We start from the raw sequence: 24,742 nt of genomic DNA on the forward strand, positions 1-24,742 counted from the left end.
AAACCACGAGCAGGGTACTGCTCGTGGTTTACAGCGGCATGAGACCAGGCGGTTTATAACCGCTACGAACACCCCGTCGTGCTACCGCAAGTATCACACTTCATGCACGTGCCATTCCGCACCAGCGTGAAGTTGCCGCACTCCGAGCACATCTCGCCCTCGTAGCCCTTGGCCTTCGCTTCCGCGCGGCGCTCGGCCTTGCTGGGGACCGCGACCGTTCCGGCGCTGCCGGCCTTGCTCCACTGGAGCTGCTCGAGCTTCTCCGTGGGGGAGAGATCGTGGCTCGCTTCCTGCTTCAGCGCGACTGCGCCTTCGAGGGCGTCGCCGGCGCTCCGGGCGGTGGCGCCGTGGGAGGCGAGCGAGGTGACGCGGCTGCCGCCGGCAGGCGCGCTGTCGTTGCCTTGCGAGACCGCGGTCGAGCCGCCGCGCATCACGACCAGCTTGTCCGTGCGCGAGCGGGTAAGGCCGCGCGAGACCAGCTTGGTCGCGTGGTGGCCGCCGTCCTCGTCCGGCTCCTTACCTTCCTCGACGCCCTTGCCGAGCGCGTCGAAACCCGTCTCGTTGGGGTCGACGTGGGCGAGGTCGAAGCGGGACAGATAGCTCACCGCGAGCTCACGGAAGACGTAGTCGAGAATCGAGGTCGCGTACTTGATGCTGTCGTTGCCCTGCACGGGGCCCGCCGGCTCGAAGCGGGTGAAGGTGAAGGCATCCACATATTCGTCCAGCGGCACGCCGTATTGCAGGCCGAGCGACACCGCGATGGCGAAGTTGTTGATGAAGGAGCGGAGCGCGGCGCCTTCCTTGTGCATGTCGATGAAGATCTCGCCGAGACGGCCGTCGTCATACTCGCCGGTGCGCAAGTACACTTTATGACCGCCGACGACGGCCTTCTGGGTGTAGCCCTTGCGCCGATCCGGCATCTTCTCGCGCTCGCGCATCACGATGATGCGCTCGACCAGCTTCTCGACGATCTTCTCCGAGACCTGGGCGGCACGCGCCGCCATCGGCTTGTCGTAGAGCTGCTCGATCGCATCGTCCTCGTCCTCATCGTCGCTGATGAGCTGCGAGTTGAGCGGCTGGGAGAGCTTGGAGCCGTCGCGATAGAGCGCGTTGGCCTTCAGCGCGAGCTTCCACGACAGCATGTAGGCGGATTTGCAGTCCTCCACCGTGGCGTCGTTCGGCATGTTGATGGTCTTGGAGATCGCACCCGAGATGAAGGGCTGCGCCGCCGCCATCATGCGGATGTGGCTCTCGACCGAGAGATAGCGCTTGCCGATCTTGCCGCACGGATTGGCGCAGTCGAACACCGGATAGTGCTCGGCCTTGAGGTGCGGGGCACCTTCCACCGTCATCGCGCCGCAGATGTGGACGTTGGCCGCCTCGATCTCGCGCTTGGTGAAGCCCACGGCCTGGAGCAGGTCGAAGCCGGGGGCGGCAATGGCTTCAGCGCCGATGCCGAGCTGGTCGCGGATGAAGTCTTCGCCAAAGGTCCACTTGTTGAAGGCGAACTTGATGTCGAAGGCGGTCGGCAGGGCTTTTTCGACCTTGGCGATGGCTTCATCGGTGAAGCCCTTGGCCTTCAGGGTCGAGGCGTTGATGCCCGGCGCGTTGGAGAGCGAGCCGTGGCCGACGGCGTAGGCTTCGATCTCCGCGATCTCGCTCTCGCGATAGCCGAGCGCGCGCAGCGCTGCGGGGACCGCGCGGTTGATGATCTTGAAGTAGCCGCCGCCGGCGAGCTTCTTGAACTTGACCAGCGCGAAGTCGGGCTCGATGCCGGTGGTGTCGCAATCCATGACGAGGCCGATCGTGCCGGTCGGCGCGATCACCGTGGTCTGGGCGTTGCGATAACCGTGCTGCTCGCCGAGCTCAAGCGCCGCATCCCAGGCCGCCTTGGCATGAGCGACCAGGTCCCGCTGCGGGCACGAGGCGTGGTCGAGCGGCACCGGGTTGACGCTGAGCGCCTCATAGCCGGAGGACTCGCCATGGGCGGCGCGGCGGTGATTGCGGATCACGCGCAGCATGTGCGCGGCGTTCTTCTTGTAGCCAGGGAACGTGCCGAGCTCGGAGGCGATTTCCGCCGAAGTCTTGTAGGTGATGCCGGTCATCACCGCAGTCAGGGCGCCGCAGAGCGCGCGGCCTTCCTTGCTGTCATAGGGCAGGCCCATGGTCATCAGCAGGCCGCCGATGTTGGCGTAGCCGAGGCCGAGCGTGCGGAATTCATAGGAGAGCTCGGCGATCGCCTTGGACGGGAACTGGGCCATCATCACGGAGATTTCGAGCACGAGGGTCCAGAGCCGGCAGAGATGCTCGTAGCCCTCGACGTCGAAATGCTTCGTCGTGGTGTTGTAGAACGTCAGCAGGTTGGCGGAAGCGAGGTTGCACGCCGTGTCGTCCAGGAACATGTATTCCGAGCACGGATTGGACGCGCGGATGTCGCCGGACGCCTTGCAGGTGTGCCAGTCGTTCATCGTGGTGTTGAAATGCAGGCCCGGGTCGGCCGAGGCCCAGGCGGCGTGGCCGATCTTCTCCCAGAGGTCGCGCGCCTTCAGCGTCTTCGTCACCTTCTTGGAGGTGCGAGCCGTCAGATTCCAGTCGCCGTCAGTTTCCACGGCGCGCAGAAAATCGTCCTTCAGCGAGACCGAGTTGTTGGAGTTCTGGCCGGAGACGGTGAGGTAGGCTTCCGAATCCCAGTCGGTGTCGTAGGTGTCGAACTGGATGTCCTTGTAGCCTTGCTTGGCAAACTGGATGACGCGCTTGATGTAATTGTCAGGCACGAGGCTGCGGCGCGCGAGCTTGATCTCGCGGCGCAGGGCAGGGTTCTTCTCGGGGTCGAAGCAATCGTCGCCCGAGCCTTCGCAATTGACGCAGGCCTTCAGCACCGCCTTGAGGTGCTTCTGGTTGATCTTGGATCCCGTGACGAGGGCGGCGACCTTCTGCTCCTCCTTCACCTTCCAGTCGATATAGGTCTCGATGTCGGGGTGATCGACGTCGACCACGACCATCTTGGCGGCGCGGCGCGTGGTGCCGCCGCTCTTGATGGCGCCGGCGGCGCGGTCGCCGATCTTGAGGAAGCTCATCAGGCCGCTCGAGCGGCCGCCGCCGGAGAGCTTTTCGCCTTCGCCGCGCAGGCGCGAAAAATTGGAGCCGGTGCCGGAGCCGTATTTGAACAGGCGCGCCTCGCGGACCCAGAGGTCCATGATGCCGCCCTCGTTGACGAGGTCGTCACCGACGCCCTGGATGAAGCAGGCGTGCGGCTGCGGGTGCTCATAGGCCGACTTGGACTTGGTCAGCTTGCCGGTGAACGGGTCGACGTAATAATGTCCCTGGCCGGGGCCGTCGATGCCATAGGCCCAGTGCAGGCCGGTGTTGAACCATTGCGGCGAGTTCGGCGCGACCATCTGCATGGCGAGCATGTAGCGGAGCTCGTCGAAGAAGGCCTGGGCGTCTTCCTCAGTCGAGAAATACTTGCCCTTCCAGCCCCAATAGGTCCAGCAGCCGGCGAGGCGGTCGAACACCTGTTTTGCGCTGAGTTCGCTGACATAGCGCTCTTTCTCAGGCAGGGCAGAAAGCGCCTCGGTGTCGGGCACGGAGCGCCACAGGAAGGAGGGGACGGACTCTTCCTCGACCTTCTTCAGGCGCGCGGCGACGCCGGCCTTGCGGAAATATTTCTGGGCGAGGACGTCGGAGGCGACCTGCGACCATTCGGTCGGCACCTCGACGTTCTCCAGCTTGAACACGACCGAGCCGTCGGGATTGCGAATCTCCGACGTGGTCAGCCGGAAATCGATTCCCGCATAAGGTGACTGTCCCGAAGTGGTATGGCGCCGCTCAATCCGCATGGTCTTGCCCCGTCCTTAATATTTGACCGAACCGCCTCCATTCAGGCGTTCCGATCGACATTTCGCTTCGCGAGTCCCTTTGGCCGTTCGGGCTCGGGCATCGCAGTTCAGCCGGTGAACCCGGCCCTTGTTCTCCCGACGGGATTGCTCGGTGCGCGCACCTCACATCCGCCGGCATGTCCAGGCCCATCCGCCCCCAAGGGAATGAGCCCGACATGCGTTCAACGCCCCACCGTCACCTCAACCGTCGCCATGCGAGCCTGTTGCCGGCCCGTTCTGGCGTCCGAAACGTCCTCCATCAAAGGGCAGACAAGCCCTCATCCGCTGCCTTTGGCTGGCGGGCGGAGTGTCGATTTGCGAGACCCTTTGGGGGAGTGCCGGCGGGACGCAAACTCACTCGCGCCGAACGGACCGAAAGCTAGGACTCTCCGTTGCGCCCGTCAAGAACTAGTGCGAGTTCCTGAATCAAATACTAAATATGGTGGATTGTGGGGGATAACAGGGGTTTCGGCCGCGCCTGTTGTGGAGCCAAGTATCAGTGAGTCCTCAGGGATTCCCAACCGAAAAAATTTGCATGGTGCACTGTTTGCAACCCTTCATCCCGCTGTTCACAGGGCAGGTATATTTTTGGCCGATGGGATTGCGTCAGCGGGACTCACGTAGCCCTACGGAAGGTGAGGGCAGGCATGCCCGCCGAGGTGGTGGTTTGCGCAGCGAATCCGCGCCAAGCTGACCTTCGATTTTGCCGGACCAACCCCCATGCACGATTCGACCCGCCGGGATGCGCGGCCGCGCATCGCCCCGGCCGGCCTCATGTTCCTCGCGATCACCTCGATCGGTTGGGGCTTCAACTGGCCGGTGACGAAATTCCTGCTCGCCGAGCTGCCGCCGCTGACGCTGCGCGGGGTCACCGGCGTGCTCGGCGCGGTGCTGCTGGCGCTGCTCGCGGTCGTGCGACGGCAGAGCCTGCGGGTCGAGGGCGCGGTCTGGCCGCGCTTACTGACCGCCGCGGTGCTCAATGTCACCGGCTGGATGGTGCTGATGGGCCTGGCGCTGCTCTGGCTGCCGGCGAGCGAGGCGGCGCTGATCGCCTACACCATGCCGGTCTGGGCCTCGATCATCGCCTGGCCGGTGCTGGGGGAGCGGCCGACCCTCTTGCGCACGCTGGGGCTGGCCATGGCCTTTGCCGGCCTTGCCTCGATCATGGGCGGCAACGGCATTGCCGCCAGCGCGGAAAAGCTGCCGGGCATCATCATGGCGCTGTGCGGCGCGTTCGGCTTTGCCGTCGGCACGGTGTTCTCGAAAAAGTACCCGATCCGCCTGCCGCCGATCACGGCGGCGGCCTGGCAGATCGGAATCGGCTGCCTGCCGATCTCGATCATCGGCCTCCTGGTCGAGACCACGCATCTGTCGCGGGTGACGCCGCTCGGCTGGTGGCTCTTGGTCTATTCGACCGTGGTGCAGTTCTGCATCGCCTATGTCAGCTGGTTCGCCGCGCTCGCGCGCCTGCCGGCCTCGGTCGCCGCGATCGGCACCATGGCCGTGCCGGTCATCGGCGTCGTCGCCTCGGCGATCGCGCTCGGCGAGCCGCTCGGCGCGGGCCAGATCGCCGCGCTGATCTTCACGCTGGCTGCCGTGGTGCTGGCGACGCGTTAATTTAGGTTGCCGGCATCCCGCCGCCGAGCGCCTTCCGGATCATCGCGGCGAGCTGGTTGCGGCGGTAGGGTTTCGTCAGCAGCAACACGCCGTCGTCGAGCTTGCCGTGGTGGACGATGGCGTTGTCGGTATAGCCGGAGGTGTAGAGCACCTTCAGGCCGGGCCGGCGCCTGGCCACCTCCTCGGCGAGCTCGCGGCCGCTCATGCCGCCGGGAATGACGACGTCGGTGAAGAGCAGATCGAACGGCTGGCCGGCCTCGATCAATTGCAGCGCGGCCCGGCTGTCGGCCGCGGCCACCGTCTTGTAGCCGAGGCTCTGCAGCTGCGCAGTGACGAAGTTGCGCACCAAGGTGTCGTCCTCGACCACGAAGATGGTCTCGGCGCCGCCTTGGGCCTGCGGCGCGACGGGAGTGGCCACGTCCACCGTGCCTTCGCCCGGCGGCAGATAGAGCTTGATCGTGGTGCCGTAGCCTTCCTCGCTGTAGATTTTGATGTGGCCGCCAGACTGCTTGACGAAGCCGTAGACCATGGAGAGGCCGAGGCCCGAGCCCTTGCCGACTTCCTTGGTGGTGAAGAACGGCTCGAACGCCTTCTGCTGGACCTCGGCCGGCATGCCGGTGCCGGTGTCGCTGACGGCGAGCATCACGTAAGGGCCGGGCCGGACGTCCGGATTGTTCTGCGCATAGGCCTCGTCGAGCTCGACCCGGTGGGCCTCGAACAGCAACTTGCCGCCGTTCGGCATGGCGTCACGAGCGTTGATCGCCATGTTGAGCACGGCATTGGTGAGCCGGGACGGATCGATATGCGCCGTCATCGGCCCCTGTTCCAGCACGGTCTCGATCTGGATCTGCTCGCCGAGAGTGGGGCGCAGGAGCTTTGCGATGTCCGCGACCGCGGCGCTGATCTCGACGTTGCGCGGCTGCAGCGGCTGCCTGCGCGCGAACGCCAGTAGATGCTGGATCAGGTCGGCGCAGCGCTCGGCGGCATCGTCGATCAGCCGCGCCGTGCGCTGGAGCTCGGGCTGGTCCTTCAGGCTCGCCACCAGCGTCTCCGTGTTGCCGGAGATCACGGTCAGCATGTTGTTGAAGTCGTGCGCGACGCCGCCGGTCAGCTTGCCGATGGCATCCAGCTTCTGCGACTGATAGAGTTGGCGCTCTGTCTCGCGCGAGGTGGTGGCGTCGTGATAAACCAGTACAGCGCCGGAGATATTACCTTGCCCATCCCGCATCGGCCGGCCGCTGATCATGAGATGGCGGGGAGAATTGTCGCCGTGCGGGCGGACGATCATCTCCAGCTCTTCGAACTGCTCGCCGCGCAGCACGCGCGTCGACGGCAGCTCGTCGGCCTTCAGCGGCGTGACGCCGTCGCCGTGAAACACATCCGACAGCGCGCGCAGATTGCGCAAATTCATGCCGGCGCGATGCAACAACATGCGCTCGGCGGCCGGATTGGATAGCAGGACGGTGCCCTCGGCATCGATGACCAGAACCGCCTCCGCCATGCTGCGAAACGTGCTCTGGAGCACGTTGACCGACAGGCGCAGCTCGTCGTGGGCTGCGACCAGATGCTCGGTGCGCTCGGCCACCGCTGCCTCGAGCGCCTCCTTGGCGGCCGTGGTCTCGGTCAGCGTGCTCTGGAGCGCGACCGTGGTCCGCCGGCTCTCGCGCATCACCAGCCCGACAAGGAGCAGGATCAGCACGGCGCCCGCAACGTCGATGCCGAGCAGCACGATGCCGGTGCGGCGCGAATCCTGGGAGCGCGCGGTGAGCAAGCGTTCTTCCTCGGCGCTCAGATGGTCGAGATTGCGCATCACCGTGTCCATGAGGCCGCGGCCCTCGGCCTTGCCGTTAAGCGCGGCAATGCCGGACTGGTCGTTCTCAGTGCGCAGGCGCATCGCCGCGGCGGCGATCTCGATCCGGCGCAGTGCCAGCGGCTCCGTGCCCTCCAGCAGCGCGACCTGATCGGGATGGTCGCGCACGTCGCGCTTGAGCTCGGCGAGGGCCGGCCCGATCCGGGCGCGGACTGCCTGGAACTCATCGCTGAAACCCGCGCTGCGATAGAGCTCGTAGCCGCGCGCGGCGCTCTCGGCACGGCGCAGCAGCACGCGCAGGTCGGAGATCTTCTTCTGCACCTGGACGGCTTGGTTGACCCAAGCCGCATCGGACCGCGACTTGAAGTCGAGGGCGATCGAGGCTGCGGTGATGATCAGGAGGATGGCAAGTCCAGCACCGAGAATGACGCGCTGCGTTGGAATCAAGGGGCTTCTTTCTTGTCCTTCGGCTGTGCGCTCTCGGCGGCACCGGCGAGGCATTCCCGGATCGTGGTCAGCAGCGCGTCCGGGGTGAACGGCTTGCGCAGGCAGCGGGTCGCGCCGAGCTCCAGCGCCATGCGGAGAAAGTCGGGGGAAGGCGAGGCGGACGAGGCGAAGGCGTAGCCGGACATCGCGATCAGCGGCGTAGCCGGCGCGCGCTCGTGAAAGATGCGGATGGACTCGAAGCCGCGCATGTGCGGCATGAAGATGTCGACCAGCATCACGTCGAAAGCCTGAGTTTCGAGCGCAGCCAATCCCGCTTCTCCGCCGTCAGTCAGCGTGACGTCGAAGCCCTGACGTTGGAGGAGGACTTCGATGGTCGCACCGACCATCGGATCGTCATCAACCACGAGAATACGCGGCATGACACTTCCCAGCAATCGAGGTCCCCACTGTGATGGTGATATCCGCGAATCGTAGGTCGGGTCAATTTTGGATTGGATGGCAAGGGGTATGCACGGCGCGGTGAATAAAGGTCCCTTTGAATGAAGCGTGGTCCGAAATAGGCGCGCAGCAAGTGAAGCGCACGACCAATACGAGAAAAGCGCCGCATCGCTGCGACGCCTTTTGCTTCAAATGCCACAGATCGGCTTACGGGCAAGGATGCCGCCGGCCGTCATAGCCGAGATACGTACCCGATGCCGGGTCGTACGACTTGTAGCGCTGTGCGCAATAAGTGGACGAGTCGCCGCCGCCGTCCGGCACCACGGCCACTGTTGGCTCATCATAATAGCTGTCGTAGTAATAGGGGTCGTCGTAATAGCCATAGCCGCCGCCGTAATAGGCGTACGAGCCGAGGCCGCCGATCGCCGCACCTGCCGCGAAGCCGGGCCAGAAGCCGCCGTGCCTATGATGCCAGTGGCGACCGCTCCAGTTGCCCCCGCCCTGCCAGTTGCCCGCGGTTGCGACACTGCGGCTGCCGCTGAAGGACGGCGACATCGCGGGGCGGCTCACCGTGCCGGCCGCGAAACTGCCACCGCTTGGACGCATCGCGGTGCCGGCCGCGAAACCGCCGCCGCTTGGTCGCATCGCTGCGCCGGCCCCGAAATTGCCGCCACCGCCCTGGAACGCGGCGCCGCCACCGCCCATGCGCGCACCGCCTCCGCCGAAATGAGCACCGCCGCCACCGCCGCCACCGCCGACATGGGCGCCGCCCGCTCCGACCACGGCGGCACGACTCTGCGCGAAGCTCGGGCTCGCCAAGGGAAGAACCAACGCCATCGCCGCGGCAGCACTCAGGTATTTCAGACTGTTCATGGTCAAACTCCTTTCCCGGAAGCAAACCCTATGAAAGCGTTGGGGTTCCTGGGATCACGCCGGTTTGCGTGCGAAAGAGAGCTTCAGCCGCTGCCGCTGTACCCGGGATGAATGGATCGCGGCCGCTTTGCGGCAGATCTTGCTCGGTAGCCGGATCTGCGGAGGCACCGACGGACCCTCCGAACTGGACATTTTGCCGTTCGGATGGCATCAGGACCCGAGTAAGCAGGGCCCTTGCCGCATGAAACAATTCTTTCTCAAGTTCTTCACCTGGTGGAATGGCCAGACGTTTGGCACCCAGCTCTGGACCAAACGGTACGGCGAGCTGGTCGGCCAGGACGAGCAGGGCAATCTCTATTATCGCACCCGCGGCGGGGCGATCGATCCGACGCTCGGCTTCGAGCGGCGCTGGGTCGTCTATAACGGCTATGCCGAAGCGAGCCGCATTCCGCCGTCGTGGCACGGCTGGATCCATCACGTCGTCGATGTGCCGCCGACCGAGACCAACTATCAGCCGCGCGAGTGGGAAAAGCCGCACCAGCCGAATCTCACCGGTACGCCGAAGGCCTACCGTCCTTCGGGCTCGACCCTTGCCAGCGGCCGGCGGCCGAAGGCGACCGGCGACTATCAGCCCTGGACCCCCGCCAACTGAGCGTCTGCCCGGACGCGAATCTTCATCGCGCCACTGGATGCACGCGCATCCGTCTCGTACCGCTGGGGACAACGGGAACAGCGGGGATGCCGCTTGCGCCGGCGTTGCGCTCCCGCCAGCGATGCGGCTCAATGGTCCCATCTTACGGAGATGGGAGACCATCGCGTTCGGTTCGGGCAACAGTTCGCGACTGTCCCGAGATGCAGCGGCCGCCGACCAGGACTCGATCGCGGAGATAGGCCCCCGGTCTGGAAGTTCGAAATCGCCCGATGGAATGTGCAGCCGCCGTAAGACAGGAAAGGCCGCTTGGGAAACCGAGCGGCCTTTTTCTTTGGGGGACCAGCACGAATTTCTTTGGGGGACCAGCACGAAGTGCGCGTGCCCCAGACGCAGCGCAGCGCTACATGTTGGGCGCGTCCGGGACGCGAGAGCGCAGGCTACGCCATCCGCTCCGCTGCGCGCTTCACCGCCTCGAGCCGCCGCGCCTGGTTTTGCGCGCCGCGTTCGCGGAGCAGGGCCAGCACCTCGGCAGGCGCGGTGTCGGGCGAGCCTGAATTGAACGGCGGGGCGGGATTGTATTCCATCTGGAGCTGGATTGCTTCCGCCGTGGTGCGGTCGACCAGGATCGAGACCAGCGTCAGCGCGAAATCAATGCCGGCGGTGACGCCGCCGCCGGTGATGCGGTTGCGGTCGATGCAGACGCGTGTCCTGGTCGGCGTTGCGCCGAACTGGCCGAGCATCTCCATCGCGCTCCAATGGGTGGCGGCGCGGTAGCCCTTCAATAGGCCGGCGGCGCCGAGCGCCAGCGATCCCGTGCAGACCGAGGTGACGTATTTGGCGCCTTCGGCCTGCCAGCGCAGGAAATCGAGCACCTCCTCGTCGTTGAGCAGGTCGTTGGTGCCGCCGCCGCCGGGCACACAGATGACGTCGAGTTGCGGGCAGTCGGCAAAGGTCGTGGTCGGCGTCAGCGTCAGCACGGAATCGCTCGGCACGGGCTCGATCCGCTTCCAGATCAAGTGCAGCTTCGCGCCCGGAAGCATGGCGAACACCTGCAAGGGTCCGGTGAAATCGAGCTGGGTGACGCGCGGAAACACCAGGAGTCCGATCTGGAGCGGTGACGACATGGGAGCCTCCGAGAATGAGCTTGACGCCGGCAGGATCGCATGGTGCCATTCCGTCCGAAATGGCATAATTCCCTCAATTTCGGACATGACTATGATCGGCATCCTGATCTTCCCGGATTTTCAGTTGCTCGACGCGGCAGGCCCGATCTCGGCATTCGAGGTCGCCGCGCGCTGCACCGGCATGGCCCCCGGCATTCGCGTGCTGGCGGCGAAAGCGGGGCTCGTGCGCAGCTCGTCCGGAGTCGAGATGATGGCGCGCGATTTCAAGCCGGCGAATGCGATCACGACCCTGGTCGTGGCCGGCGGCGTGGGCGTCGCGGACGCCGCGCGCTGTGAGGTCACGCGCGCCTTCGTGCAGCGGCTGGCGCGGCGTGGCGTGCGGGTCGCCAGCGTCTGCTCGGGTGCCTATGTGCTGGCCGAAGCCGGCCTGCTCGATGGGCGCCGCGCCACCACTCATTGGGGGCGGACGCGCGATTTCGTCGCGCGATATCCCAAGGTGAAGTTCGAGCCGGACCAGATCTTCACCCGCGACGGCAATGTCTGGACCTCGGCAGGCATCTCCGCGGGCATTGATCTCGCGCTCGCGATGGTCACCGAGGACCACGGCGAGGAGATCGCGCAGCAGACCGCGCGCCAGCTCGTGCTCTATCATCGCCGCAGCGGCGGCCAGTCGCAATTCTCCTCGCTGCTGGAGCTGAAGGCGCCGAACGGCCGCTTCGGCGCGCTGTTGTCCTGGGCGCGCGAAAATCTCGATGCGCCGCTGACGGTGGAGGACCTTGCCGATCGCGCCGGCATGAGCGCGCGACATTTCGCCCGCGCCTTTGCCGCCGAGACCGGCACGACGCCATCCAAAGCAATCGAGCGGTTGCGGCTCGAAGCGGCACGCGAGCGCGTGCAGTCCTCGCGCGAGGCGATCGAGCTCGTCGCCGAAGTGACCGGATTCGGCGACCCCGAGCGAATGCGGCGCGCCTTCATCCGCGCCTTCGGCCAGCCGCCTCAGGCGCTGCGGCGCGCGGCACGGGCAGGTTAGGGCGCGCGAGGGCGGGACCTCGCCGTGTGCGGTCCAACGCATTGGCATTTGAAAGGCGGCGGATACCGTGCCTGAGACGTCGGCGCGAGTTCTCGAAGACGTGCGGAATGTTTGCGGCCGTCACGCCGCCGGCGCTGCCGTCGACCTCCTCGAGATTGAGTCACCGATCAGGCGGCGCGGCAGCTTCGCATCCGCCTCCTCCGCCTGGTGTGGCCCCGGGCGCTTCGTTCCTCAACTGCGCAACAGCACCGCTTCGCGCAGCGCACGGCTCGAGCTTAAGACAGAGCCGATTCCCAGGACCATCAGCAGCAAGCCCAGCCAGGTTGCTGTCCAACCCTTTCCTTCATGGCCCGCCTCCGCAGGGGGCATGCCCACCGGAATAGCCGGTGGCACCGAGGCGGCGGCCGCGTCGCGTACCGGCGCGAGGGGCTTCTCCACGTCAATTTGGAACGGCACGGAATGCTCGGACGTGTACTGGCCGGTGGGAAGATCCGTGAAAGGTGCGGCTGGCATCACGGCCGTCGTGCCCGTGCCGACAACGAAGGCGGCATCAGCCACCTTGACTTCGCGTGCAGGCGGCATCGGCTGGACCCCCTCTGCCGGTGCGGAGCGTTGCAACTCCGCACGTGCATCAACCACCGGGCTGCGCCTGAGCCGCGCGGCTTCGTTCTGGTCGGGATTGGCGCCGCGGTTGGCGACGCGACGATGCGCCGGCTTTTGCACCCGCGCGACACCCTCGGCCAGGAACCAGCATTTGCGGTGGCCGTCCCGCCGATAGACCCAGTGTTGGCCGGCGCCGGTCGAGTCGCCGGGCCGCGGCAAGCATTCCGCTTGCACGGGAGGGCTTGCCGCGGGCTCGCGCGAAGCGTTACCGAAAAGGTCGGCAAAAGGGTTGGAAAACGCAGGTGTCGCTGCAAGAGCTCCAACAAGAACCAAACTCGTCAAGCAAAGCCGCAAATAACCGGACATCGAAAACTCCCGGTGTTGCGCCCCCCTACCAGCTCGACCCTTCGCGGCAAGATGGGCCGCGATGCGGCTCAAATTTGGCAGCGCCATGGATTCATTGTGTACCCGCTGGGAGATCCTGGGCCGAATCCAAACCCGCTCCAGCATCTCCCGCTTGCAAAATGCAGTGGCCAGCTCATGTGGTTGAGCCCCTCCTGCCGCCAGGCGGGTGGGGCTCAATAGGTCTGCGGAAATGGCGCACGGAAGCGCATAAGGATTTGATTGCAGCAGTTGCGGGCAGGTCGAGAATACCCGGGCCGCCCAATCCATGCAGATGCGCTGTCTCATCCGAGACGTTTGTTCGTGCTTTGGATATTGCGAATTAATCTTCGGCTCACAGCAAATCGTTTGAAGGCTAATGATCGCCGGTATAGCATGGGCCTTTAAAGGGGTTGAACGTGCCGCCTTCGTTAATGTGCACTCAGCCCGCGGCATGCCACCTCGTCCCAGAAGTCAAGGCATCATGTCATCTTCCAACCGGATTGCGCTCTTCATCGACGGAGCCAATCTCTATGCCACGGCCAAGACGCTCGGCTTCGACATCGATTACAAGCGCCTGCTGAAGGAATTTCAGAGCCAGGGAACGTTGCTGCGGGCGTTCTATTACACCGCCATCATCGAGGATCAGGAATACTCCTCGATCCGTCCCCTGACCGACTGGCTCGACTACAACGGCTACACTGTCGTCACCAAGGCGATCAAGGAATTCATCGACGCCTCCGGCCGCCGCAAGGTCAAGGGCAACATGGACATCGAGCTCGCCGTGGACGCCATGGAGCTCGCCGAGCATATCGACCAGATGGTGCTCTTCTCGGGTGACGGCAACTTCCGCTCCCTGGTCGAGGCCGTCCAGCGCCGCGGCGTGCGGGTCACCGTGGTCTCCACCATTGCCAGCCAGCCGCCGATGATCGCCGACGAGCTGCGCCGCCAGGCCGACGTCTTCACCGACCTCGTCGAGCTACAATCCAAGCTCGGCCGCGACCCGTCTGATCGCCCGGCACCTCGCGAGCGCGAGTTGCGCTATCGCCCGGCACCAGGTCAGACCATCACGGGGCCCAAGGGAAATGATAGCTTGCTCGAGGAGTGAGCTGCGAACGAGACCGTTGGTGGAATGGCCGCTGGTAAGGCTCGGGTGCCGACGCACATGGTCGTTCTTCGAGCTGGGCGCAGAGATGAGCATGGCGAATAAGCCCGGCATTTGCGCCGGGCTAAATCGCCAATAAGATTCAGGTTCTCAGCAACGGATCAATTAGAGAGGAGTTCGCGGGTGGCAGTCGGTTCGGTTTCTGACATTAGGATGCTCGCTCACGAGCTTGCATAGCTGTGTTGCCGCCCAGCTCGCTCCCGCGGGGAGGCGCGATCGGGCGGAGATGCGCAATCGGGGCGCAACACGACCTAGTACCGAAGCATTCGAAATTGATGTGAAGCCAAAAGCGAAAATAGTTCACGCGCGGCACGGTGTCAGAACCAAATTAACTGCGACAAAATAACAAATTTAGTTATGTTCGATAATCGTGATGACTCCACCACAAAATAAAAAAATATGTTGGGGAAAACACGGGAGGTTGGAATGGAAGCTGCCCGCCGCTTTCGCGCAATGGCGTCACTTTGCCGGCAGACTGCCGCGCTTTATCCTGAGAGAAGCTGGAAATTGCTCGCCGAGGCAGAGTACTGGGAGCATCTGGCGACTGCAGCTTTAGCTCACTGAGTTTCGGCCGCGAATATTCACTTCCTTGGTGTTCTTGGTGTTTTCGTCGACTTCTGAGTTCAAATCATATTCTGAGGCAGCAATGTCCAGCACTGGTCAGGTTTATACTTGCGCTGTCCTGCGCGAACGTCTGCAAGCGATCGTGGCGGAGCTTAGAGAAGTGGAGACGCTTCGAAGAAGGCTCCGAAACGTAGAAGCGAGAACAATCGGCCGAAGACGGCGTGCCAAAGTGGGCCGCAGATCAAGAGCCGTTTGAGGACGCTCAGTCACCGCAACATTGAACCCGCATTGGACTCACTCAGGACTTCGACGTGCGGTTACTCGCGCATAATGGAAAGCAGCGAGACGAAAGCGGGACGAAGTTTGGCCTCCGCCCCAGTCTGCCCACTGTTAGGAGCCGTGGCAGACGCTTCGCCGGCGGCCTGCGAATTAAAGGTATAAGCAGGCTATGTGGGATTTAAACAGTTAAACAGTGGCCCGCGTAACTGGCGTTGTAGCCGAATGCTGCACTGAAAGTCTGATTCGGGGTACAGAGGACATTCGCAGCGTGGGCCCCGGTCCAATTACGCGCGGAAGCAGACATCCTGGATTATGCGCACTGCTTAGGTAGCGCTACTTGCCGTTGCTCCGTCGGAAGTATCTGCGCGCGCGGTCAATCGCCGCGCGATCGGCATCAGCATGTACGGCGCAAGATGAATCGGAAACTGCGTCAGCGCGAAATAGAGCCAGGTCGACGCCGGCAGCGCGCCGGCGGTTGCTGCCAGCATCAGGCCCAGATTGCGCTGGGACACCATTAGGCCGATCGCGAAGGCGCGTTCGGTGCCGACGCGACGGAAGATCAGCGTCGTCACGGCAAGCAGGGTGAAGTAGACCATAAACGCGAGCAGCGCGACGGCGATCGTGAAGAGGGGATCGGCGACGAGGTCGGTGGCGACGTCGCCCATCACCGCAGAGGCGAACACCAGCAGGATAATGATGTTGAGGCCGTCGATCGGCCGCTTGTGGCGCTGGATCGTGTCGGTGCCGAACAGGCGACGGATGGTCGTCGCGGCAAGCAGAGAGGCAGCGAGGATGCCGAGCAGCTTGAGGCCGAGCGTCAGCGGCGAGATGCTGAGCATGCCGCCGAGAAAGAGGCTCGCGAACAGGGACGCCGTGAAGGGCACGAGCGCGGTCGAGGTCACCAGCGTGACCAGCACCAAGGTGGCATCAAGGCCCATCAGCGCGGCGAGCGCCGGCGAGGCCATCATCGGCGAGGCCGTGCCCTGGAGCATCAGCGCAAGCGCAAGGCCGGGCGAGCTAGTGGTGAGCCCGGTCACGTAAGCGGCGAGGGCGACGATCAGCGGCACGCCCATCGTGGTCCAGGCGGTGGCAGCTGCGACCAGCGCCGGCCGGCGCAGATGTCCGTACAGCGCCACGAGATCGACGCGCATGAAGGAGATGCAGAGCAGAAGGAAGATCGCCTCGGTGACATAGGGGCGCAGCAGCGCGCCGAGCGGCGGCACGGCGACGGCGATGAACACGATGGCCGCCACCGCGCGGGTGCCTTGGCCGCCGAGCCATGTCAGCCCGCGCAGGGGGAGGGCGAAAAATGATCGAAGAAGAGAGGCCATGCAAACGGCGTTCAGCCCAATGCTTTCAACCACGCGCCGATCTCGCGCGCGGCGACATTGGCCTCTCGCAGCAATTTTCCCATGGTGAAGAAGCCATGGAATTGGCCGGGATAATGCTTGTAAGTGACGGGCACGCCGGCCTGCTTGAGGCGCTCGGCGTACTCGGCGCCTTCGTCGCGCAGGGGATCGGCACCGGCGGTGAGTACGTAGGCCGGCGGCAGGCCGGCAAGGCTCGTCGCGCGCGCCGGCGAGGCGCGCCAGTCATGGATGTCGGCGGCGCCGTTGAGATAGTGGTCGCGGAACCAGCGGATCACCGAATGGGTCAGCAGCACGCTGGTCTCGGGCTCGCTGTGGGAGCCGTGCGTCATGGCGAAATCGGTCGCCGGATAGATCAGCACCTGTCCTGCGAGCGCGGGACCGTTGCCGTGGCGCGCGGCGAGCGCGACGACCGCGGCGAGATTGCCCCCGGCACTGTCGCCGCCGATCGAGAGGCGCGAGGCGTCGATACCGAGCTCGCGCGCATTGGCGGCGACCCATCCGGTCGCGGCGATAGCGTCCTCGGGTGCGGCGGGAAACTTGTGCTCAGGCGCAAGGCGGTAGTCGACCGAGATCACGATTAGCGCGCCCTCGACCGCGAGCTGGCGGCAGACAACGTCGTGGGAGTCGAGATCGCCGATGACCCAGCCGCCGCCATGGAAGAACACGAGCGCCGGCGACAGGCCGTCGTGCCGGCGCGGCTCGTTCGGAACATAGAGGCGCGCCGGGATCACCCCATGCGGCGCCGGGATCGCGAGCTCTGCGACGCGGGCGAGCTCCGGCGGCTCGGGGTTGGTGGCAAAGCGCGCCTGCGAATAATAGGCGCGCGCCTCCGGTGCGGTCAGGGTCTCGTAGGCCGGGCGGCCCGCCTCCTGGAAGGCCTTGTAGACGGCAGCAGCATCGGGATCGAGCACAACGGGCATGGGCAGCGGCCTTCTGGGTTTCCAGTTCTGGTTGGATGTCGTTTCGCACGGCGATGCCCGCCTCCCGGGAAGGGGCTGTCCTCCGACTATCCCATCGGGAGGCCGGTCTGGCCAGTCGGCGCCGGGGGGGGGCAGGGATACCGCCCTTCCCCCGCCGTATTCGCCGTGTTAACCGGAGGGCCTGCGAGCGGCGGTATTCCCTATAAAGTGTCCAACGAGCCCGATTCGCTGTTGAAGCCGCGCGAGATGTTCAAAACCTTTTCCCTGACAGGCCTTGCGGCACTGCTGGCCGCCACCGTGTTGACGGTTGCGACGCCTGCGCAGGCGCAGATCGGCACGATCTTCTCCGATCCGCCGCCGCTGCGGCCGCCCGGCAACATTCCGCGCGGCCAGCCGCAGCCGCAGCAGATCCCCGAAGACGACGAAGAGGTGCCGGAGCTGCCGCCGCAGGGCCGCGTGCTCCCGTCGCGCCCGATGCCGCCGCCTCCGGGCCGGCAGGGGAACGTGATGCCGGGGCCGGTCGAGACCCAGCCTCTGGCGCCGCCGCCGGGCTCGACCGTGGCTCCGCCGAACCAGCCGCCATCCGCGGCGATCGCCCCGCCCGGTCCGCAAGGCGCCCCGGGTGGGCCCGGTCAGCGCCAGCCGCAGCAGAAGGGCGCAGTCCCGCAGGCGCCGGCGAGCCTCCAGCCGGGCGACGAGGTCGTCACCGAGCCGCCGGCCCAGAAGATCGTGAACAAGAAGGCGACCTTCTCCGGTCTCGACAAGATCACCGGACGCATTATCAATTTCGACGAGGAGATCGGCGAGACCGTCCAGTTCGGCGCGCTGCGGGTCAAGACCGACGCGTGCTATACGCGGCCGGCAACGGAGGCCACCAACACCGACGCTTTCGTCGAGGTCGACGAGATCACCTTGCAAGGCGAGGTGAAGCGCATCTTCTCGGGCTGGATGTATGCCGCAAGCCCCGGCCTGCACGGCGTCGAGCACCCGATCTACGACATCTGGCTCACCGACTGCAAAGAACCGCAGCAGACCATTGCGACCGCCGCGCCGGACCCCGCGGCCAAGCCGGCCCCGCCACCGCCTGCGCAGAAGAAGGCTGTGCCGAAGCAGGCCGTGCAGCAGCGTCCGCCGCAGCCCTTGCCGCCACCTCCGCAACAGCAGCCCGCACCGCCACCGCCGCCGCAGCAGCCTGGCCTGTTCAATTTCCCGGGCTTCAGCCGGTAAACTCAGTGATCATTGCCGCGAGGCGATGATATCGAGCGCGCGTGCGCCCGGGATCGGTTCGCCGGCAGAGAGCCTCAGGAAATCGCCGGGCTCGCCGGCGAGCGCCTTGTCGAGCAGCGCGGTGTAGCGCCGCCGCGAAATCTCGACCGCACCGAAGCTCTTCAAGTGCTCGGTGACATATTGCGTGTCGAGCAGCTCGAAGCCGCCATGGATGAGCCGCGCGACCAGATGCACCAGCGCGACCTTCGAGGCGTCGCGCGCGGTGTGGAACATGCTCTCGCCGAAGAAGGCGCGGCCCAAGCTGACGCCGTAGAGCCCGCCGACAAGGTCGTCGCCCTGCCAAGCCTCGACGCTGTGGCAATGGCCGAGCTCGTACAGGCCGCCATAGAGATCGCGGATGCGCTTGTTGATCCAGGTGTCCTCGCGCCCGGCCTGCGGCGCCGCGCAGCCGGCGATGGTCGCCTTGAACGCGGTGTTGACGGTCACGCGAAACGTATCCGAGCGTACCGTACGCGCGAGGCGCGAGGCGACGCGAAATCCCTCCAGCGGGATCACGCCGCGCAGTTCCGGCTCGACCCAGAACAGGGTCGGATCGTCGGCGCTTTCCGCCATCGGAAAGATGCCGCAGGCATAGGCACGCAACAGCACGGCCGGCGTGATTTCAGACGAGGCAGAGTCGCGAGACGTCATGGCGCGCGACAATAGCAGGATCGCGATGCGGTTGCGATGGGTGACGCAACGCCTCGCGCCGTCAGCCCGCGGCGGCGTGGTTGGTCTTGCCGGGGGCCGTGGGCACGCGGCGGAACCTGAGCACGATGCGGGTCCCGGAATGGGCGGGATCACGCTCCACGGAGGCGTCGAGCTTGGCGGCCATGGCCGCGACGATGCGCTGGCCCATGCCGGTGGAGCGCGGATCCGCCTTGCCATTATCACCGACACCATCGTCCGTAATCGACAGCAGGAGATCGTCGCTTTGCGAGGCCAGCTCGACATGGATCGGGCCGGCGCCATCGGGATAGGCATATTTCACCGCATTCATCACCAGCTCGTTGACGATGATGCCGACGGCGACGGCGCGGTCCGGATCGATCTCGATCGGCTCGGCCTTCAGCGTCAGGCGGGACATGCGGTTGCCTTCGGCTGAGCGCCTGAGATCCTCGAGCAGCGAGTCCAGATACTGGTTCAGAACCACGCTCTTCAGGTCCTGCGAGGTGTAGAGGCGGCGGTGCACCTGCGCGACCGCGGCGACGCGACCCATGGCATTGGTCAGCGCCGCTTTGACCTCGTCCTGCGCGGCGGAGCTCGCCTGAAGATGCAGAAGCGAGGCGATGATCTGGAGGGAGTTGCCGACGCGGTGGTTGACCTCGCGCAGCAGCAGCTCGCGTTCGGCGGCGAGCGCCGCGTAGCGGTCGCGCGAGGCGTGGATCTCGGCTTCGGCTTCCTCGCGCGCCCTCTGCAATTCGGCCTGGCGCAGCGCGCCTTCGGCGGCGACGTGGAGGAGCGGGATGAAATCGCCCTGGACGTCCTTGACCAGATAATCGGCCGCCCCGGCCTTCAGCGCGGTGACCGCGATGCTGGAATCCTGCGACGCCGTGACGAACACGACCGGGGGCGCGTCCGGGATCGCCATGATCTGCTCGAGCGTCTCCAGCCCGTCGAGGCCCGGCATATACTGATCGAGTGCCACCACATCGATGCCGCCCTCGGCGCCCGCGCGGCGGATGCGCTCAAGGCCTTCCTCGCCGCTCGCGGCATGAACGACCCTGTAGCCGCGCCGCGTCAGGCCGCGATCGACCAGGCGCGCCAGCGCGTCGTCGTCGTCGATGTAGAGCAGTGTTGGCGTGTGCTGATTCATGTGGCGGCGGGCGGGACCTGGATGACCGAGAAGAACAGGCCGAGCTGCCGGATAGCATTGGCGAAGTTCTCGTAGTTGACCGGCTTAGTGACGTAGACGTTGCAGCCGAGCTCGTAGCAGCGCTTGATCTCCTGGGTATCATCGGTGGTGGTCAGCACCACCACGGGCGAAGCCTTCAGATATTTATTCTCCTTGATCTGCTTCAGGATGTCGATCCCGGTCATGTCGGGGAGGTTGAGGTCGAGCAGGATCAGGAGCGCATTGCCCTTCTGCACGAGCCCGGTGCCGTCGGCGCCGAACAGATGCCTCATCGCGTCCGTGCCGTTGGCAAAGGAGACGATCTCGTTGTTGACGCCGGACCTTCGGATGTTGCGCTCGATCAGGCGGGCGTGGCCCTCGTCGTCCTCGATCATGATGATGGTAACTGGCTGAGTCATCGATCTGCGTTCCGGTTGCTCATGTTCCAGGCGATCGGCAGCGTGATCGTGAACGTGCTGCCAGCGTTCAGTTCCGATGATACCGACATGGTGCCGCCGAGGCGACGCACAAGTGCACGCACATGTGCAAGACCGATGCCCTGGCCGGGCTTGTCCTGGGTTCCCGCGCGGCGGAACAGGTCGAATATCCGCTGGTGATCCTTCGGATCGATACCGCGGCCGTTGTCGCTGATCTCGAAGATCGCGTAGCCGAGCTTGGTGCGCCCGCGGATTCTGATCTCGCCGGGCACGCCGCTCTTCAGGTATTTGATGGCGTTGTCGATCAGGTTGGAGAAGATCTGCTCGAGCGCGAGGCGGTCGCTGACGAGGTTGGGCAGGGGTTCAACCTGAATCTCGGCCTGTGCCTCGGCGGCCTGGTGCGCCAGCGTCGACACGATGGCTCCGATCAGCTCGCCCGTGTCGATTTTCACCGGCTGGAATTCGCGGCGGCCTTCGCGTGTGAGGTTGAGGATGGCGGAGATCAGCCGATCCATCTTGGCGATCGACGTCTTGATGAAGCCGAGCGCTTCGGAGAAGTCCTCCGAAAGCTGCTTGTCGGCGCCTTCGAGCACGATCTCGCCGGAAGCGGGCGGCGGCCCGTCGGCGGCGACATGGGTGAGACCGCCGATACGGCGGAAAATGTCGCCGCCGAGCTCTTCGAGCTCGCTGGTAAAGCCCATGATGTTGACGAGTGGCGAGCGCAGATCATGGCTGACGATGTAGGCAAAGCGCTGAATCTCGTCATTGGCTTCGCGCAGGTCCGCGGTGCGCTCATCGACGACAGTCTCGAGGTTGGCATAGGCATCGCGCAGGCGGTTCTCGGCCTCGTCGCGGGCCCGCGCCGAACGCCGCACCAGCCAGATTGAGATCATCGCCAGCAGCACGACGAGGCCGGAGCCAATGCCGGTCATCGATGCGGCGAGGGTCTGGCTGCGGTCGGAATTGGCCGTGCGGAGGCGGAACAGCCGTTCCTCTTCCTGAAGCATTCCGGTCGCGATTTCGGCGATCGCGGCCGTGGCGTCGGTAGAGGCGAACTCGCGAACCAGCGCTGTGGCCTTTTCCGGCTGATCCTGGCGGATGAAATCGATTTCCTGCGCCAATTGGCCGAGCCGCGTCTCGATCGCCGAGCTCAGCTTGTCGATGCTTTTGCGTTGTTCCGGATTGTCGCCGATCAGGTGCGTAAGCCTGTCGAGGGCAGGTACGATGGCCGCCACGGCTTTGTCATGGTCGGCTTTGAAATCCGCCCCTCGCGTCAGCAGGTAGGCCCGGGCGGAGCTTTCGGCACGCCGGATTTCCAGCAGGAGGGCGTTAATCTGGTTCTCGGCCTCGATGGTGTGGATGACCCATTTGCTATCATCCCTGGCCTTGTTGACGAGGTAGACGGAGCCGGCGCTGATCACGGTCAGCACCAAAAGGCCCGCCGAGAACAGCAGGATCTGCCAAAATGCGCGCCGTCGCTGCGCCCAAGCCTTCACGACGGTCTTAGGTTCAGCAGAATTCAAAGCGCCCCCTTGGAACTGTCCCCGCGGTCCAGAACGCAATCAGGGCCAAACGGTTCCAGAAACAGGGAGGATTATCTGGGGGTAGGTTCCGCCTTGCCGGCCAGGTACTGTTCCAGCCAGTGGATGTGATAGTCGCCGTTGATAATGTCGTCCTCGCGCACCAGCGCGCGGAACAACGGCAGCGTGGTCTCGATGCCCTCGACAACCATCTCGTCCAGCGCCCGGCGCAGTCGCATCAGGCATTCGGCGCGGGTCTTGCCGTGCACGATCAACTTGCCGACCAGGGAATCGTAATAGGGCGGGATCGTATAGCCTTGGTAGACGGCGGAATCGATGCGGACGCCGAGCCCGCCGGGGGGATGATATTGCAGGATGCGGCCCGGCGAGGGGCGGAAGGTTTGCGGATTTTCGGCGTTGATGCGGCACTCGATCGCGTGGCCGATGACCTGGACCTCGTCCTGCCGCGCCGGCAGATCCCCGCCCGCGGCGATACGAATCTGCTCCAGCACGAGGTCGATGTCGGTGATGCTCTCGGTGACGGGATGCTCGACCTGGATGCGGGTGTTCATCTCGATGAAGTAGAACTCGCCGTCCTCGAACAGGAATTCGATGGTCCCGACGCCGAGATATTTCATCTCGCGCATCGCTTTCGCGCAGGTCTCACCGATCTTGGCGCGCGCGGCCGCGGCAAGTACCGGCGAGGGGCCCTCTTCCCAGACCTTCTGGTGGCGGCGTTGCAGCGAGCAGTCGCGTTCGCCGAGATGAATGGCGCCGCCGCGGCCGTCGCCGAGGATCTGGATCTCGATGTGACGCGGCTTCTGGAGGTATTTTTCGAGGTAGACGGAGGCGTCACCAAAGGCGGACTTGGCTTCGTTGGCCGCGGTCGACAGCGCCACCTGGAGGTCGGTCTCGCTGTGGGCGACCTTCATGCCACGGCCGCCACCACCGGCCGCAGCCTTCACCAGCACGGGAAATCCGATCTTCTTCGCGATCGAAAGCGCATCATCATCGGGACCGACGGCGCCGTCGGAGCCGGGCACCACCGGGATGCCGAGGCGCTTGGCGGTCTTCTTGGCCTCGATCTTGTCGCCCATCAAGCGGATGTGCTCGGCCTTTGGACCGATGAAATGCAGGTTGTGCTCTGCGAGGATTTCCGCAAAGCGCGCGTTCTCGGACAGGAAACCGTAGCCGGGATGCACCGCATCCGCGCCAGTGATCTCGCAGGCCGCGAGCAGTGCGGGCACGTTGAGATAGCTGTCCTTCGAGGGTGGCGGCCCGATGCAAACGCTCTCATCCGACAGGCGCACATGCATGGCGTCGGCGTCGGCGGTGGAGTGCACCGCCACGGTCGCAATCCCGAGCTCCTTGCAAGCCCTGAGGATGCGAAGAGCGATCTCGCCGCGATTGGCTATGAGGATCTTGTCGAACATGTTGTCCTGCAGCGAATGGCGAGTGGCGAATGGCGAGTAGGGAAGGCTGACGCCATTCGCTATTCGCTATTCCCCATTCGCGTCACTCAATGATCACCAGCGGCTCGCCGTATTCGACCGGCTGGCCGTCCTCGACCAGGATCTGTGTCACCGTGCCGGCGCGCGGTGACGGGATCTGGTTCATCGTCTTCATGGCTTCGATGATCAGCAGCGTCTGGCCGACCGAGACCTTGGTGCCGACCTCGATGAACGGCTTGGCGCCGGGCTCCGGCGCCCAATAGGCGGTACCGACCATCGGCGAGGTCACGGCGCCCGGATGTTTCGACAGGTCGGTCGCAGCCGTTGCGGGCGCGGCGCCGGCCGGCTGCAGGGTGGCGGGAGAGGCGGTGACCGGCATCGGCATGGTTGCGGCAACGCTGACATTGCGTGCGACGCGCAGGCGCAGGCCCGCACGTTCGATCTCGATCTCGGTCAGGCTGGTCTCATCGAGCAGCAGGGCAAGCTCGCGGATGAGCGCGGAATCCTCGCTGGAAAACCTTGCGGCTGCTTTGTCGTCTGGCTGGCGCGCCATGTTGTTTGATCCGAATGTCCTGTTGGAAGGGGGGCGTCAGGCTTTGGGCTTGATGCCGAGCTTGGCGGCAAGGCCCTGGATGGCGAGGCGGTAGCCTTCGATGCCGAAACCGCAGAGCGAGGCGAAGGCCGCGCGCGCGGTGTAGGAGTGATGACGGAAGCTCTCGCGGGCGTGGATGTTGGTCACGTGCACTTCGACCGTGGGAATCTGCACCGCGAGCAGTGCGTCATGGAGCGCGATCGAGGTGTGGGAGTAGCCGCCGGCATTGATGATGATGCCCTTCATCTTGCGCGCATGCGCCTCGTGGATGAAATCGATCAACTCGCCTTCGCGGTTGGACTGCCGGCAGTCGGCTTTGAGGCCGAAGCTCGCCGCGGTCTCTCGGCACAGCGCCTCGACGTCAGCCAGCGTCGCGTGGCCATACTTTTCGGGCTCGCGCGTCCCCAGCATGTTGAGGTTCGGCCCGTTCAGGACGAGGATCGTGTCGGTTGCAGGTTCGGCCATTCCAATCCCGGCAGAGGTGCTTCGGC

General features: G+C 65.0%; 21 protein-coding genes. 6 read left to right on the plus strand and 15 right to left on the minus strand.

Annotation, left to right across the window (positions count from 1 at the left end; genetic code table 11):
• Positions 1-62 precede the first annotated feature (62 nt).
• A complete protein-coding gene (locus tag IVA98_RS03220; protein ID WP_247297153.1) occupies positions 63-3,839 on the minus strand; it encodes a vitamin B12-dependent ribonucleotide reductase in 3,777 nt (1,258 codons plus the stop codon).
• Positions 3,840-4,598: 759 nt separating this feature from the next.
• On the opposite strand from IVA98_RS03220, the gene IVA98_RS03225 reads away from it, so the two are divergent.
• Positions 4,599-5,495 (plus strand): DMT family transporter, encoded by an 897-nt coding sequence (locus IVA98_RS03225; protein ID WP_247297152.1) that lies wholly within the window; start codon positions 4,599-4,601, stop codon positions 5,493-5,495.
• A 1-nt stretch (position 5,496) separates the two neighbouring features.
• Here the strand turns inward: IVA98_RS03225 and IVA98_RS03230 are convergent, their stop codons facing one another.
• The 3 genes from IVA98_RS03230 to IVA98_RS03240 all read right to left on the minus strand — a co-directional run bounded on the left by IVA98_RS03230 (position 5,497) and on the right by IVA98_RS03240 (position 9,063).
• Complete coding sequence (locus IVA98_RS03230) at positions 5,497-7,752, minus strand: CHASE3 domain-containing protein (protein ID WP_247334718.1); 2,256 nt, start codon at positions 7,750-7,752, stop codon at positions 5,497-5,499.
• Entirely contained in the window at positions 7,749-8,171 is a 423-nt protein-coding gene (locus IVA98_RS03235) for a response regulator (protein ID WP_247297150.1), read from the minus strand. The genes IVA98_RS03230 and IVA98_RS03235 overlap by 4 nt, the downstream gene beginning before the upstream one ends.
• A 226-nt stretch (positions 8,172-8,397) precedes the next feature.
• Complete coding sequence (locus IVA98_RS03240) at positions 8,398-9,063, minus strand: BA14K family protein (RefSeq protein ID WP_247297149.1); 666 nt, start codon at positions 9,061-9,063, stop codon at positions 8,398-8,400.
• Positions 9,064-9,304: 241 nt separating this feature from the next.
• Between IVA98_RS03240 and IVA98_RS03245 the strand changes: the two genes are divergently transcribed.
• On the plus strand, positions 9,305-9,715 hold the full coding sequence (locus tag IVA98_RS03245; protein WP_247277255.1) for an NADH:ubiquinone oxidoreductase subunit NDUFA12: 411 nt from the start codon (positions 9,305-9,307) through the stop codon (positions 9,713-9,715).
• Between the two features lie 437 nt (positions 9,716-10,152).
• Here the strand turns inward: IVA98_RS03245 and IVA98_RS03250 are convergent, their stop codons facing one another.
• Entirely contained in the window at positions 10,153-10,839 is a 687-nt protein-coding gene (locus tag IVA98_RS03250) for a DJ-1/PfpI family protein (protein ID WP_247297142.1), read from the minus strand.
• Between the two features lie 91 nt (positions 10,840-10,930).
• On the opposite strand from IVA98_RS03250, the gene IVA98_RS03255 reads away from it, so the two are divergent.
• On the plus strand, positions 10,931-11,869 hold the full coding sequence (locus tag IVA98_RS03255) for a GlxA family transcriptional regulator (protein WP_247297297.1): 939 nt from the start codon (positions 10,931-10,933) through the stop codon (positions 11,867-11,869).
• A gap of 231 nt (positions 11,870-12,100) precedes the next feature.
• On the opposite strand, the gene IVA98_RS03260 is transcribed toward IVA98_RS03255, so the two are convergent.
• On the minus strand, positions 12,101-12,838 hold the full coding sequence (locus IVA98_RS03260) for a hypothetical protein (protein WP_247297141.1): 738 nt from the start codon (positions 12,836-12,838) through the stop codon (positions 12,101-12,103).
• Positions 12,839-13,337: 499 nt separating this feature from the next.
• On the opposite strand from IVA98_RS03260, the gene IVA98_RS03265 reads away from it, so the two are divergent.
• Both IVA98_RS03265 and IVA98_RS03270 read left to right on the plus strand, forming a co-directional pair.
• Complete coding sequence (locus tag IVA98_RS03265; RefSeq protein WP_247297139.1) at positions 13,338-13,961, plus strand: LabA-like NYN domain-containing protein; 624 nt, start codon at positions 13,338-13,340, stop codon at positions 13,959-13,961.
• A 483-nt stretch (positions 13,962-14,444) separates the two neighbouring features.
• A complete protein-coding gene (locus IVA98_RS03270) occupies positions 14,445-14,582 on the plus strand; it encodes a hypothetical protein (RefSeq protein WP_247297138.1) in 138 nt (45 codons plus the stop codon).
• 602 nt (positions 14,583-15,184) lie between these two features.
• Here the strand turns inward: IVA98_RS03270 and IVA98_RS03275 are convergent.
• Positions 15,185-16,192, minus strand: a complete 1,008-nt coding sequence (locus IVA98_RS03275; protein ID WP_247297136.1) for a bile acid:sodium symporter family protein — start codon at positions 16,190-16,192, stop codon at positions 15,185-15,187.
• A gap of 11 nt (positions 16,193-16,203) precedes the next feature.
• On the minus strand, positions 16,204-17,151 hold the full coding sequence (gene lipP1, locus IVA98_RS03280) for a LipP1 family hormone-sensitive lipase (protein ID WP_247297134.1): 948 nt from the start codon (positions 17,149-17,151) through the stop codon (positions 16,204-16,206).
• A 207-nt stretch (positions 17,152-17,358) separates the two neighbouring features.
• Between lipP1 and IVA98_RS03285 the strand changes: the two genes are divergently transcribed.
• Positions 17,359-18,378 carry a DUF2155 domain-containing protein gene (locus tag IVA98_RS03285; RefSeq protein WP_247297132.1) on the plus strand — a complete coding sequence of 340 codons (1,020 nt, stop codon included), beginning with the start codon at positions 17,359-17,361 and terminating at the stop codon, positions 18,376-18,378.
• Positions 18,379-18,387: 9 nt separating this feature from the next.
• Here the strand turns inward: IVA98_RS03285 and aat are convergent, their stop codons facing one another.
• The 7 genes from aat to aroQ all read right to left on the minus strand — a co-directional run bounded on the left by aat (position 18,388) and on the right by aroQ (position 24,716).
• Positions 18,388-19,068 carry a leucyl/phenylalanyl-tRNA--protein transferase gene (aat, locus tag IVA98_RS03290; protein ID WP_247277247.1) on the minus strand — a complete coding sequence of 227 codons (681 nt, stop codon included), beginning with the start codon at positions 19,066-19,068 and terminating at the stop codon, positions 18,388-18,390.
• 61 nt (positions 19,069-19,129) lie between these two features.
• A complete protein-coding gene (locus IVA98_RS03295; RefSeq protein ID WP_247297130.1) occupies positions 19,130-20,233 on the minus strand; it encodes a sensor histidine kinase in 1,104 nt (367 codons plus the stop codon).
• Positions 20,230-20,670, minus strand: a complete 441-nt coding sequence (locus tag IVA98_RS03300) for a response regulator (RefSeq protein WP_247297127.1) — start codon at positions 20,668-20,670, stop codon at positions 20,230-20,232. Before IVA98_RS03300 ends, IVA98_RS03295 begins: the two co-directional genes overlap by 4 nt.
• Positions 20,667-22,184 (minus strand): sensor histidine kinase, encoded by a 1,518-nt coding sequence (locus IVA98_RS03305; RefSeq protein WP_247334872.1) that lies wholly within the window; start codon positions 22,182-22,184, stop codon positions 20,667-20,669. Before IVA98_RS03305 ends, IVA98_RS03300 begins: the two co-directional genes overlap by 4 nt.
• A 98-nt stretch (positions 22,185-22,282) precedes the next feature.
• Entirely contained in the window at positions 22,283-23,641 is a 1,359-nt protein-coding gene (gene accC, locus IVA98_RS03310; RefSeq protein ID WP_247277244.1) for an acetyl-CoA carboxylase biotin carboxylase subunit, read from the minus strand.
• An 82-nt stretch (positions 23,642-23,723) separates the two neighbouring features.
• Positions 23,724-24,212 (minus strand): acetyl-CoA carboxylase biotin carboxyl carrier protein, encoded by a 489-nt coding sequence (gene accB, locus IVA98_RS03315; protein WP_247297126.1) that lies wholly within the window; start codon positions 24,210-24,212, stop codon positions 23,724-23,726.
• Between the two features lie 36 nt (positions 24,213-24,248).
• Entirely contained in the window at positions 24,249-24,716 is a 468-nt protein-coding gene (aroQ, locus tag IVA98_RS03320) for a type II 3-dehydroquinate dehydratase (protein ID WP_232956704.1), read from the minus strand.
• Positions 24,717-24,742 lie beyond the last annotated feature (26 nt).

Source organism: Bradyrhizobium sp. 160, assembly GCF_023073735.1.
In the GTDB taxonomy this organism is placed as follows: Bacteria; Pseudomonadota; Alphaproteobacteria; order Rhizobiales; family Xanthobacteraceae; genus Bradyrhizobium.